At 57.0% G+C, this 11,622-nt stretch carries 13 protein-coding genes; 3 read left to right on the top strand and 10 right to left on the bottom strand.

Translation table 11 applies throughout. The features are described 5' to 3' along the window. Positions 1-305: 305 nt before the first annotated feature. The 3 genes from EPK99_RS23705 (at position 306) to EPK99_RS23685 (ending at position 2,771) form a co-directional block, all read left to right on the top strand. The gene (locus EPK99_RS23705; protein WP_128445555.1) at positions 306-1,364 is read left to right on the top strand and encodes a LysR family transcriptional regulator; all 1,059 of its coding nucleotides are present in this window, start codon (positions 306-308) and stop codon (positions 1,362-1,364) included. Between the two features lie 321 nt (positions 1,365-1,685). Then, a complete protein-coding gene (locus tag EPK99_RS25425) occupies positions 1,686-2,195 on the top strand; it encodes a hypothetical protein (RefSeq protein ID WP_164901872.1) in 510 nt (169 codons plus the stop codon). 234 nt (positions 2,196-2,429) lie between these two features. Further along, positions 2,430-2,771 carry a helix-turn-helix domain-containing protein gene (locus EPK99_RS23685; protein ID WP_128445551.1) on the top strand — a complete coding sequence of 114 codons (342 nt, stop codon included), beginning with the start codon at positions 2,430-2,432 and terminating at the stop codon, positions 2,769-2,771. A 45-nt stretch (positions 2,772-2,816) separates the two neighbouring features. Here the strand turns inward: EPK99_RS23685 and EPK99_RS23680 are convergent, their stop codons facing one another. The 10 genes from EPK99_RS23680 to EPK99_RS23640 form a co-directional block, all read right to left on the bottom strand. Continuing rightward, a complete protein-coding gene (locus tag EPK99_RS23680) occupies positions 2,817-4,940 on the bottom strand; it encodes a type IV secretory system conjugative DNA transfer family protein (RefSeq protein WP_128445550.1) in 2,124 nt (707 codons plus the stop codon). Next, on the bottom strand, positions 4,937-5,935 hold the full coding sequence (gene virB11 / locus EPK99_RS23675; protein WP_128445549.1) for a P-type DNA transfer ATPase VirB11: 999 nt from the start codon (positions 5,933-5,935) through the stop codon (positions 4,937-4,939). The genes EPK99_RS23680 and virB11 overlap by 4 nt, the downstream gene beginning before the upstream one ends. Next, positions 5,932-7,356, bottom strand: a complete 1,425-nt coding sequence (gene virB10, locus EPK99_RS23670) for a type IV secretion system protein VirB10 (protein WP_128445548.1) — start codon at positions 7,354-7,356, stop codon at positions 5,932-5,934. Before virB10 ends, virB11 begins: the two co-directional genes overlap by 4 nt. Continuing rightward, positions 7,353-8,132 (bottom strand): TrbG/VirB9 family P-type conjugative transfer protein, encoded by a 780-nt coding sequence (locus EPK99_RS23665; RefSeq protein WP_128445547.1) that lies wholly within the window; start codon positions 8,130-8,132, stop codon positions 7,353-7,355. Before EPK99_RS23665 ends, virB10 begins: the two co-directional genes overlap by 4 nt. Continuing rightward, positions 8,132-8,866 carry a VirB8 family type IV secretion system protein gene (locus tag EPK99_RS23660; RefSeq protein WP_128445546.1) on the bottom strand — a complete coding sequence of 245 codons (735 nt, stop codon included), beginning with the start codon at positions 8,864-8,866 and terminating at the stop codon, positions 8,132-8,134. The genes EPK99_RS23665 and EPK99_RS23660 overlap by 1 nt, the downstream gene beginning before the upstream one ends. A gap of 156 nt (positions 8,867-9,022) precedes the next feature. Beyond that, on the bottom strand, positions 9,023-9,394 hold the full coding sequence (locus EPK99_RS23655) for a hypothetical protein (protein WP_128445545.1): 372 nt from the start codon (positions 9,392-9,394) through the stop codon (positions 9,023-9,025). A gap of 13 nt (positions 9,395-9,407) precedes the next feature. After that, a complete protein-coding gene (locus tag EPK99_RS23650; protein WP_128445544.1) occupies positions 9,408-9,641 on the bottom strand; it encodes a hypothetical protein in 234 nt (77 codons plus the stop codon). A 54-nt stretch (positions 9,642-9,695) separates the two neighbouring features. After that, on the bottom strand, positions 9,696-10,715 hold the full coding sequence (locus EPK99_RS23645) for a TrbL/VirB6 family protein (protein WP_128445543.1): 1,020 nt from the start codon (positions 10,713-10,715) through the stop codon (positions 9,696-9,698). Between the two features lie 4 nt (positions 10,716-10,719). Continuing rightward, positions 10,720-10,893, bottom strand: coding sequence for a hypothetical protein (locus EPK99_RS25420; protein WP_164901871.1), 174 nt, complete (start codon positions 10,891-10,893; stop codon positions 10,720-10,722). Between the two features lie 6 nt (positions 10,894-10,899). After that, a complete protein-coding gene (locus EPK99_RS23640; RefSeq protein ID WP_128445542.1) occupies positions 10,900-11,616 on the bottom strand; it encodes a type IV secretion system protein in 717 nt (238 codons plus the stop codon). Between the last annotated feature and the right edge of the window lie 6 nt (positions 11,617-11,622).

The following is an 11,622-nucleotide window of genomic DNA, read 5'->3' as shown; positions in this document are numbered from 1 at the left end:
CCCCCGCTCCGCCCTTGCAACCCGGCCCAGCCGATCGGATCGGGGGGCTGCCGTCAGCACCAGAGGAGATGCTGAGTGTCGCATTTCTAAATGGCCAGCGCCGTCGCAGCACTAATCAGCTTTGACAGTCATAACGTAACGTTAGAGGTTATCGAAGCCGCTTTTTTGGGCTGCTACTGTTCACTATTTTAGTTAGCCCGTTTCGTGGCCAGAACATCCCATTCGAGCTTCGATCGCCTGTAAAGTTCGGCTCCTCCGACACCGGCCCTCAATGCATGAATGCTAACAAAAGCCACCGGGGCACCATGACAAAAACTTCGCCTCCCATACCGTTTGGCAGTGAACGGACGGATCTGGATAAATCCCCGTTAGAAATACCAGGTCTCCTGTCGCGACCAATTTGGCGCGAACTCAGAACGTTCCTTGCTGTTGCCAAAAGCCCCTCCTTCGCACAAGCAGCCGAATTGCTCGGCACCAGCGCGCCGACAGTCAGCCGTGACGTGAAGCGCCTACAAGACCAAATTGGCTCCCAATTGGTGATCTCGCGATTTTCCGGTGTCACGCTCACCGAAACCGGTCGTAAACTTGCGATGCAGATCGCCGATCTGGACTTTCAGCTATTTGTATACTCCAATGAGCTTAAAGAAGAGGCTGATGCGGTAACCGGCCGGGTTGTTGTTAGTGCTACATCGGGTCTCGCGGTCGCCATCGTCGCCCCCGCCGTTTCGCGGCTCAGTGATAACTATCCCCGCCTGAATCTCGACATCCGCGAACAGGTCTCGTTGGTCAGCTTTGAAAAGAACCAGGCCGATCTGATGATCTCGCTGTCCCCAACATCAAGGGCTGATATCGAATGCATGCAGGCAGGCACGTTGCACTTGATCCCGGTCGCCAGCAGCGATTATTTGAGAAAGTATGGAATTCCGTTGCGCAACACGGGTTCCCGCCATGCTTTCCTTCAGTGCAAATACTACGATTCAGATCGCGAAATTTGGAACGGATGGCGTGAACTCATTAATGGCGGACAACACGCTCATTACTGCGAGAATTCCCTCGCATATTTCGCCCTTGTTAAGAACGGTGCCGGAATTGGGCTGCTTGGTAGTTATGTTCTTGCAGATCCCGAACTTGTGCCGCTCGATCTCAATGTCCACGTGGCTTTACCGATCTATCTTATTTCGTATGCGAACCGCCGGCAATCCAAGGCTGTCGGCGCTGTGTATGATTGGCTAATAGACGTATTTGGCACCAACTCCTCATTCGGCGCCGGTTTGACATTCCCGTCCGGTCGGAGTGAACAGGAGGAGAGCCTGCGCGAGATGCTCAAGACGATCTCTTCTCCTTCTGCGTCACAACCTGACTAAGCTCTTCGGAAATGGAGAGATATGCATTGGCAATATCTTCGAGAAAGCCAGCGAGTTGAAGGGGCTGTACGTTCGGATCGTGAACGAGGCGCCGGACCATTTCCGTATGGAGCTTTGTTCGCTTGAGAATCTCATCCTGCAAAGCGCCCACAGGTGAGTTCCGATCGTCTTCCGCGGCCTTTTCCATGCTCAAACGGTTTCGAATGAGCCGGGTGCGTCCCACTGGCCTTCAACACGCAAAAGGACCGCGCTGCTGGTTTCTATGGTGATCGGATCGGATGAAGCTGGAATAAGACCCACAACCGTTAGGTATGGATGCGGATGTCCCTCAATCTTAACTGCTGGGCTATCAGTGATCTGAAGATCGAAAAGCCTCGTCCACAGCAGCGCAAGCCGTTCCTCAGCCTGCGTCAAGACTTGCGTGTAGCCTTTGCGGGCGACATGATCGAAGGTCATCTGGACGCATCGCTTGACGACGAAAGGATGCCTATATTTTTCGCGAAAACACGTGCGCTCGTACTTTGCAAATTTGGCGAACCATCGAATCCGCAGGGAACCAACCGGCTCGTCTCCGTCATAGAAGACGAAATGCGTGGCTTGGTGATCGTTCCCATCAAAGATAAAGGAGGGCGAGATGCCATGCTCATGCACAAAACAAATGCTTCTGAGGATCATGGCATCGCGAACATGGTCTGGGGTGGTTGCGACTTGGCATCGGAGATCGGGAAATCTGCTCACTATCGATCGGCCTCGTTTTCTGGACCAGTCCATTCAACTTTAGCAGGCCGTAAAACCGAAGGACGAACTTTTCAGGGGGGATTTCAAATATGACGCGCCCGTTTGAGACAATGGAGAAATTTGCGGTTCTGTGTGCGCAGGGTGCTCGGCAATTCGGCGACGATCCTGCCGCCATCGCGACATATATTGAAGGTGAAATCCGCCGGCTGCCAGAACCGGAGCGACGGGAGTTGCGGCAGACGCTCTCGCTCATCATAAGCAAAGCAGATATCAGGAGCCAGTAGTTGCAGGCCAGGCCTGTCATAAGGGGGAGCGCGCGAGGAAAGAATGAAGGACAGCGAATTGAATCTGGCAATCGGCCAGCGCCTGCGTATGGCTCGCCTCGAGAAAGGCCTCAAACAGTCCGAGCTTGCAGCGCATATTGGCGTGGCGTTTCAGCAGATACAGAAATATGAAAACGGCTCCAACCGTCTATCGGTGGCAGTTATGCTTCGTCTATGCGCTTTCATGGACGTCAACCCTGGGGATTTTGTCAGTGGTATTGCTGACGCTGCGGAAACGTCATCAGGCGACCCTGCCGACGTGATTGCCGAGCAGATACGCAGAATCCCCGATGATGCCGTTCGCAATAACCTTGCGACGTTGATACGGTCCCTCGCCGCCGTTTAGCGAATGGGCCCACTAGCTGCTGCCGGCTGAGGTTAGGAGCGGCGGTTACTCGTCGGCCAAGGCTGCCGCAATATCTCGTTGTATCCGCTTCGCGGCTCTTTTGTTCGCGGGGGCGCCTTCCAGAACGCCAACAATTCTTTCGAGCGACTTTTCGGCGGCACTTCGGCGGCCGACGCTTTTTTCCAATGCTGCTTTGAAGTCGGGATTGGTCGGCTTTGGTACGTCCCCAACGGAGCGGGGAGCCCGTTTGGATTGACCTGCCTCTCCGAGGACCGGCGGCGCTACGGCGCGAGGCGGTTCGGATACTGCCAGGCCGCCCACATGCGGGCTCTTTGCTGCAAAGTTCGCTCCAGGTCTCGTTGCCAGCGGCAGACCTGCGACCGCCGATCCTGACCGTGAGATTTCTGCCGCGATGTCCATGTCAGTATCTATCAACTGTGTATTTCGCTCTCTCACGCGGATCGGCAGCCATGCTAGCTTCCGCAACGTCTCATCCGCGTAATAGAAGTTGCGCAGCCCGAATATCGGCTGCTGATTTCGAAGTTTGATGATGCAACGTGTCTCATTCATCGCGCCGAGTTCGTCGGGACGCATCAAGGGGCGCATCGTTGTCTTATGGGACATCGTCGCGCCCTTACGGTCAAAAAGCGTTACGCCCGTCGAGACTGCCTTATCGACCGTCACATCTTTCCGTTCGCCGAGAAGCTGTGACACATAGCGTTGATCTTCCGGGTCCTGCGCACCGAGAAAGATTTGAGCCCGTGCAGAGTTGACCAGCGTCTGCCGGCCCTCACGCGTATAGATATTGTCGATGGAGCGCAGCGACTGGACGAAAAACCAGCAGGGGATGCCGTAGCCCCCGAGGACCGTCGCGACCGTGAGCGCGTTTTCAAGCTTGCCTAGGTTCTGAAACTCATCGAGCAGTACCAGCACACGGCGCTCGCCACTCTTCATCATGTTGCGCGACATGTAGTCCATGAACTGAACCATGAGCACGTTGAAAATAGGCCCGATCGAACCGACCTGCTGAATACGGAAATCCAGATAAAGGCTCATGGTCTCGCGTCGCATGGCACGTATGTCGAAGGATGAACGAGCCGTCGCACGAAGGATTCTGTTGTTCTTGAACGGGCGCACCGCTGCGGCGAGCGAGCCATACACCCCATCGAACTGTTTTGCCGCCATAACCGCGAAGCGTGCGATTGTCGTGTAGGTAAACGAGCTGATCCAGCTTGCGCGGACCTCCGGGTTTGCAACTTCCGAGAGCCAGTCTCGCAAGGGTTGATCGCCTCCCTCGACGACGTTGAGGACCGTGCCGAGGTTTTTATCCCTGTCGGGTATATCCGGATTCTCCAGCACCCAGGACGTAACGCCCGCGAAAAGCGCCCGCGCGTCGGATATCCAGTAGGCGTCGCTCTTGGGCGTCGGAAGCAGCGCTGTTGCGATCGAGTTGATATCGATATCACGCTGGTCCGGATCGATGGCAACGAAGTCGAGCGGATTATAGCACTCGGTGTCGCCGTTCTCGTCGGCCGGCGAGAAACGCAACACGCGTGAGATCGTCGATCGATAGCCAGCGGTGGCCTCGTAGGTTTCCCCGCGCATGTCGAGGACGATGATGCTATCAGGCCAAAGCAGGCAGTTAGGGACAATCAGGGAAGCGCCCTTCCCTGACCGTGGCGGCCCAATCACAAAACCACCGACGTCATCGCCATCGATCCAGAGTTTCTTTCCCCCCAACAGCTTTGGTTTGGTCCAGCGCTGCCTGCCTGATCCGCGCTGCGTGGATCCGCCGGGCACTTTGATCAGGCTGCCGCCGATCCGTCCCACGAATACGCCGCCGGTGCGGGTGAGGCCAAGGGCTCGTGCCTCCAGAGTGCTGAGAAAGCGTGCGTCTGTAGACCGCTTCTTGCCGGTCGCAACAGTGACCAGCATAGCGACACCGGCGATCAGACCGGCACCCGCGGCGATGCCTGCACGGTGCCAGTCGCCGAAAGCCAGATCCGAACGGGCGGCTTTATAGGACGCCAGAACATCGTCCTGCAGGGCCTGGAACATCGACATCGAATTGTCGAACGCATAATACGTCCCGGCATAAGCGAGCGAAGCCACGAAAGCCGCCATCGCCAAGGCTATCAACACGCCGAACAGCCAGAGAAAAGGGTTCATGGACCGTCCCCTTTGGTAAACGTGATTTCGGAAACGACACGGTGTCCATCGGCGGTACGAACGAGCTGGACCACGACGGGGATGACATCCTTCAGGTAGTCGACGATCTCCTGCTTCTGCAACGTGATGCCGCTCTGCATGACCATGAGTGCCAATCGGTCATAGGCAGCATAAGGGGAATTGGCGTGAACCGTGGTCAGCGAGCCAGGATGGCCTGTGTTGATCGCCTGAAGAAAGGAGAAGGCTTCTGCACCGCGCAACTCGCCGAGCATGAGCCGGTCGGGGCGCATGCGCAGCGACGCTTCGAGGAGGGCCTGTGGCGTCACCTTGGCGCGACCCTGGTCGCCCTTCGAGGCAAGCAACGCGACGGTATTTCGGGTGACCGGCTTCAGTTCCCGGGTATCTTCGATCGTGACGATCCGCTCGTCGACTGGGACTTCTTTCAACAAGGCGTTCAAAAACGTGGTCTTGCCGGTGGATGTGCCGCCTGATACGGCAATTGATACGCGCGATCGCACCGCCGTTCTCAGCAACCGCATCGCATCCACGTCTCCCCGCATCATACCGGCGAGTTCCTCCTCTGCCTCTGAAAGCCTGAGCTGCCTGCCAATTTTGGTCTCTGCGAACGCACCGCGGCTCTTGTAGACATTGAGCCCGATGTCATGGATGACCTGCTTGCGGATTGAAATCGCGCCCCCGTCGGGTGCTGCTGGCGGCAGAACGCATTGAAAGCGCTCACCAGTCGGCAGCGACGCCGAGAGGATCGGATGTTCTTCATTGACCACCTGGTTGGTCGCTCCAGCGACACGCTCGCTCAAATTCCGGATCCATTCGGCAGAGAGCTGTGCTTCCAGCACGCGTTCCATGCCGCTGACGCCGAGACGCTCGATGAAGACTTCGCCCGGCCGGTTGACCGAAATTTCCGAGACGAGATCGTCGGCGAGATAGGGCCTGAGGCGTTCGAGCGCCTTATCGAGGAAAGGAAACGGGTTCATTTGTAGACCGGTGCGATCGGATAATAAGGGGTCGGATCGACATTGCGGCGGATCTGCCCGCCGTTCTTCAGCCGCATCATCTCCTGTCGAACTGGGTCGGCATAGAAATCGGAAAAGTCGAGATCCCGGCGCAGATAGACGATGATCGACTCGCCCTGTGGAACATAGATCGTCGGAGGGATGTTCCGACTGTCCTTGAATGCCTCGTTTGCGATGTCCTGAAGAATTGCGGAGGATTTTTCAGCTGCAATCGAGCGCGCGGCCGCATCGGTGGCACTCGGCTGCGTCGTGATCGTGGTCACGGCGCCGGTCACAGGATTGACTGTCGAGACGGTGTTGGCGGTGCTGGCCGTATCCTGGCCGAGAGCCGCCACATATTCAGCGGCGCCGCCAATGACGGAAAGCATGATCGCGGAGCCGAACCTCTCCCAAAAATGGGTATCAACTTCGCCGGTCAGGCCGGCGCGCCCCAACCGGTCGGCGCCAGGTGAGGCAATATCGGCAGAAAGCCCGTCGGAACGGATCACGCGGGACCACACGATGAAGACGCGCTTTTGTCCACGCGCCAGGCCGGACTTGTATTCTCCGACGAGACGCGAGCCTTTGGGGATCAGAATGCGAGTGCCGTCGAGGGAGCGAACATCTTCACGAACCACGGAGCGCACCATGCCTGGCAGGTCAGTGTTGATCGCCGTCTCGAGGAAACCGCGGATCATCGTGCCCTGAGCGACGAGCGCATCGGTTCGGTCAAATCTCGTCGCCTTGACGGTACTGGCTGTCTGCTTCTCCGACTGGGCAAGGAATGCCTTGTTGGCATCGGATTCAGCGCCCGGGACCGTAACGAGCTGGCCATCGTTGGCGACCGTCACGGCGTTGTCCGCGTCGGAGAGGTTTTGGCGACTGGATCCGTCGAGAACGATCTGTTCCGAGCGCAGTCTTTCCCATCGGGCTTTCTCTTCTTCCTCCCGCCGCTTGGCCTCCAGCGCGGCCAGCCGCGTTTGTTCTTCCGCAAGCCGGCGCGCCTCTTCCCGCGCCAGCCGTTCTTCCTCGGCACGACGTCTGGCCTCCTCGATCTGCCGTAGCTTTTCGAGATCTTGACCTTCATTGACCGTGACATCGACTTCAGAAGCTTGAACCGGCTTCTTTTCTTCCACTGCCGGGATCTGCACGATATTCGGATCCGCTGCCTGCTTGGCCGGTTCGTCTGGAAAATTGCGAATGCTAGTGTTAGACGTCTCGAATGCCTCTGACGTACCGTCGGTCAGGCTTGAGGTCTGTGGGCCGCTTGGCCAGTTCACGTAGGCCAGGATGCCGGCTCCGACTACAAGCAGGAAAGGCAGCGCAAGCTTGGCCAAGCGCCCATTGCGATCGCTGGCGACGTTACTCTGTCCGTCGAGACGGTCGAAATCGATGTTGCTCATCGTTGCATATCCTGCTTTTGCCCAAGCTTCTTCGGACCATAGGTGTCTTCGATGAGATCGAACGAACGGCGGTTGGCCTGACGATTGTAGAGGCAGAGCCACTTGTCGCCGGCGCGCAGCGTGAATTGCGCGGCGATCTTGTCGACCACGACGTATTTCCCTTGCGTACGAAGATTGACCAGAGATTCCTCGCGCTTGCCCTCGACCACGAAAATGGCCGGAATCTCGCCAGAGAATTCGAGATACATCTGGGTGCCATCATCGAAAGCAACGCGCGGCTTGAGACTGATGTCACCGCGGAATACATAATCGTAGTTGAGCCGGCTCGGATCGAGCCCCTTCAAGAGCGGGTCTTTCGCACTTTCCTGGGCGGCGGCAAGCAGACGGGCATTCACGTCTTCGTCCGGATATTTGAAGCGGACCTGGAATGCAGCTCTGAGGTCGGCGGCAGCCGAGCCTTTGAGGAGCAGTGCATAGACCCGCTGATTGGTGACGATGTTGATATTGGTCTCCGCATTCTCGCGCAGCGGCTTTACGAAGAGAATGCCGGATCCTTTTTTCGGGACGATCGACCAACTCGCCGTATCGCCGGCCGAGATCGTTTCGATCACTTCCGAACTCCCTAACTGGATCATCGTCGATACCCCGAGACCCGCCGGCACGGTCACCACGGCGTTGTTGTTGAAGGTGATATAACGGATGCGCGGATCGGCTGCCCTTGAGGTGCTTGCCATGAGCGAGGAAAGCACGGCTAATGTCAGAAAAGCTGTCCGCATTATTGGGCCGCCTTCTCTGCCGGCAGTATCTCTGGCAGCGATTCCTGGTCACGCCGGTATTCGACGACCTGAAAACCAAGCGGGTTATCGAAGCGATATTCGTTTTTAAGCGGCGCCGTCGTGTAGCGAAACCGAACGACCGAAACCCAGTGCTCACGACGCAAGGTATTGTCGCGACGCGTTTCTGTCGAAAAGCGCACTGTGGCCGTTGACGCATTCAGAAACGAAACGGATTTTATCGTCGTGGAAATACGGGTCTCGCGGCCAAGGACCTTGTCCTTCGACTGCGGGTTCGATGGCTCAAACTCGTGACGGAGGTCAGTCGCCGCCTGCCCTGTCGAGTAAAGCTGCGCGAGATCGTAGTTGTCCTTCAATGAACGTGGATCATATGTCTCCCGCGCCCGGATGTAACGGACAACATTGGCCGTTTTGATGGCGTCATTCTCGGAAAGCTTGCTCTCGTCCAGCGACCGCGCCACTTCCACAAAGCCCGTGGTCTTGTCAGCAATGACGACCACGGCTTCGAACTGCTTCAACGGAACCAAGAGGTTCAGCGCAGAAAGACTGAGAACGGTGGAGATCCCCCCGATCGTCGCGACGGTCCAGGCGATCTTACGCGATCGACGTTCCTTGCGATAGAGCTCCGCCTCCCAGGAGGCACCCGCTTTCCAGTAGGCACCGAGATCTGGTGGATTAGGTTCAGGACTTGATCCAGTAAGTTCTACATCGGGCATTTTTCAATTTCCGATCAGCCGCGCTGCGGCATGATTAATTATATTTTATTATCTGGCCGGGCCTGGACTGAGTCGGTCATGCCGATTTGGAAACAGGTCGGGATCTTCTGGATGGCTTCGGGTTTTGTCAGCCCCGATGCACGACCGCTACGCCAGTCAATTGCACCACCGCATCAGGGTACGCTTGGAGGTCGTATTTGAAAAGATGAAGGACCGCGTATCCTTTACCTCGATCACGACCGTATCGCGGTCGCCATCTGTCTCATCGGACCCCGCCTCGACCCATAGGACGTCGAGAACATAGGAATTGCCTTCGTGCTTGACCGACTTCACCTTGCCGGCGGTCTTGTTGGCGCCGATATCCTTGTCCTCAATATAGACAAAAGCCGCGGCCGCGGCATCGCAACCCCCCGATGCAGGCGCATAAGCGCCTTTAAGGACTGGAACGATGGAACTTGGCGATTGCGCAAAGCCAATACTCGGTGCGCTAAAAGCGAATAAGATTATCGCCGTTGTGAGTGTTTTCATCAGAAGCCCCGCTTCAAAGGCCGATCAACGTCCCGATATGGTGAACGTGTCCAGCAATGTTGTTGTAGAGCTCGACGCAAAACTCGGCGAACGGTTTGAAGAAGATGACGGCCACGATAAAAAGCAGGTAGCCAACGCCGCCCCTCGAACCGCCACTTCGACGGTCATCCCGGGCCATTTCCTCGTTGATGCGCTTTTGCTCATCAATGGCGCCGAACCGGCGACGGTCATCTTCCCAAGGGTGCACGGCACTCTCCTTTCGCTTAATTATAATTAGTATTTTCGGTCGACGCCGACCAGCCTAGAGCTGTCCATTTTTTTCAGTTTCCCGCTGGATTGCACGAGCGCGGGCAGCCTGCACGTCGGCAGACGTCCTACGGTTTCCCAAACCAGCTCTCAAAATTCTGGCCCGCCCGCTTACCTGACGGTCGGCAAAAGCTATTGAACGGCGCCCTCCGATAAAGGCCGAGTCGCCTGCACCAAGCGCGGCGCCACCCACAATGGCGGCGGCAAACGCCGGAATGAACCGGAACACCACGATTCCAAGCAGGCAAACGATTACAAACGGCGCCACGTAAGAGAGCTTGCTCTCCGTCGCCGTGTTGTTGGCTGTGTTGATCGCGAGTTCGATCAGCTGATAGAGGAAGGCTAGGAACGCCATCATCAGTGTTTGTGTCACCATCAGATTGACCATCAGCAGCAGCCAGCCATCTGTAAACCGGAAGGTCCAGCGATAGAGGGCCAGGATGATAAACACTGGTGCGAGCGCCAACGTGATGAACAGCATCAGCTTGGCAGCGAGAATGGCGGCGGCGGCAACTGCGATAAAGATCATCGCCACGACGAAGACGACCGCGCCAATCAATGCGCCGACATATTCGAACGTGCCAGTGGCCACTTGTTCATAGACCTTGCCCGCAGTTTCGAATACCGCATCGAGGATTTTCACGACGCCTGTGGTGTCGTCTGTGCCGCCGTCTAGGATTCCGCCTGAGCCTGCAATCGACTCGATAATGGTGTCAGAGATCAGGTTCGGCACGGTCTGCACCAGCTTATAGAGTGTCGCGGAGAAGGCGGCCCAGTTTGTCGCCATGTAATAGATAAAAAACGCCCGGCCGAGCCGCCAAGCCGCTTCCGGCACCGAAAAGCCATCGCGCCCAGCGAGGATCATGTAGCCCCACCAGAGGACGTAGAGCGTCAGCATCGACCCGAACAGGACATTGACCTGAAGCGCCAGTCCCTCATAGGCGTTCTGGATGAACGTCTCGCCTATATTGTCGAGCTTCTCGAAAATGTCGGATATAATCGTGGTCGCTGCCATCGGCTCAGCCCTTCAAAACCGAATTGAAGGCATTATTGACTGGCAGCGCCGGCCCGCAAAGATCGTCATCCGGAGCATAACCAGAAATTGGCGGGCATGGCGCCTTCTTCTCGCCCTTCGTCTGGCAGCCGGCCAAAATCACGAGGCTGGCGAGCAATGTCGTAAGAACCAAACGCATGCCACCTCACTTGAACGGATTGACGTCTTTGTATTGCAACAACTTGGCCGTTTCGGACTGCTGGGTCAGCCGCATCTGCATTTCGGTGTTGAGCGCCGAGACCGCGCCGTTGGAAACGCCGATAAGCTCGTTGATGGTCCGCGCCGTCTCGAGTTGCATGCGCGTGTTGGCGTCGACGGAACCCTTGACGTCTTCCGTCGACCCGATCTGACCCGTTACCGACTGAAGCGTTTGCTCGCGCTGCGTCACCCCTTGCGTTGCCTGCTGCGTCAAGGCTGACAGAAGGGCGACGGTATTCACGCCGCCGGAGAAAGCGTTGTTCATCGCACTGGTATCCTCCCCCTCGACGATCGCCTTCACCTGCTTGACCAGTTGCAGACCGTTGATCAGGGTGGCCGCGATATTCTGGGAGGTGGCGTCAAGGCCCCCAAACGACAGGGTTCCCCCGTTCATGATCGATGAGAAGGAGGGAGCCGCGGAAACCGACATATTGCCGCCAAGACCTGTGGCCGAAATGCCCATGGTTCCATCCCGGCTCCCCGAAAGCGCACCAAGGATCTCCTTGGTGCGTTCGAGGATATTGGTATTGGTGGTCATGATCTTTCCGGTGTTTTCCGCATTCTTTTTGGCGATATCCAGGTTCTTGTTGTCGATCACCGGAACGTCGGCAAATGCCGGCGTCGAGATAACGAGGGCTAAGGCAGCGATGAGCAGAATTTTCATGGAGGA

This window comes from Neorhizobium lilium, from assembly GCF_004053875.1.
GTDB classification, from domain to species: Bacteria; Pseudomonadota; Alphaproteobacteria; order Rhizobiales; family Rhizobiaceae; genus Neorhizobium; species Neorhizobium lilii.
The sequence above is the reverse complement of the archived record's forward strand: the minus strand, read 5'-3'. Positions and strand labels throughout refer to the sequence as shown.

Coding starts and splice junctions, on each gene's coding strand:
- EPK99_RS23660 (WP_128445546.1), bottom strand. CDS start 8,866: ATGCCCGATGTAGAACTTACTGGATCAAGTCCTGAACCTAATCCACCA.
- EPK99_RS23655 (WP_128445545.1), bottom strand. CDS start 9,394: ATGAAAACACTCACAACGGCGATAATCTTATTCGCTTTTAGCGCACCG.
- EPK99_RS23640 (WP_128445542.1), bottom strand. CDS start 11,616: ATGAAAATTCTGCTCATCGCTGCCTTAGCCCTCGTTATCTCGACGCCG.
- EPK99_RS23705 (WP_128445555.1), top strand. CDS start 306: ATGACAAAAACTTCGCCTCCCATACCGTTTGGCAGTGAACGGACGGAT.
- virB11 (WP_128445549.1), bottom strand. CDS start 5,935: ATGAACCCGTTTCCTTTCCTCGATAAGGCGCTCGAACGCCTCAGGCCC.
- EPK99_RS23685 (WP_128445551.1), top strand. CDS start 2,430: ATGAAGGACAGCGAATTGAATCTGGCAATCGGCCAGCGCCTGCGTATG.
- EPK99_RS23645 (WP_128445543.1), bottom strand. CDS start 10,715: ATGGCAGCGACCACGATTATATCCGACATTTTCGAGAAGCTCGACAAT.
- EPK99_RS23680 (WP_128445550.1), bottom strand. CDS start 4,940: ATGAACCCTTTTCTCTGGCTGTTCGGCGTGTTGATAGCCTTGGCGATG.
- EPK99_RS23665 (WP_128445547.1), bottom strand. CDS start 8,132: ATGCGGACAGCTTTTCTGACATTAGCCGTGCTTTCCTCGCTCATGGCA.
- virB10 (WP_128445548.1), bottom strand. CDS start 7,356: ATGAGCAACATCGATTTCGACCGTCTCGACGGACAGAGTAACGTCGCC.
- EPK99_RS25420 (WP_164901871.1), bottom strand. CDS start 10,893: ATGCGTTTGGTTCTTACGACATTGCTCGCCAGCCTCGTGATTTTGGCC.
- EPK99_RS25425 (WP_164901872.1), top strand. CDS start 1,686: ATGTCCCTCAATCTTAACTGCTGGGCTATCAGTGATCTGAAGATCGAA.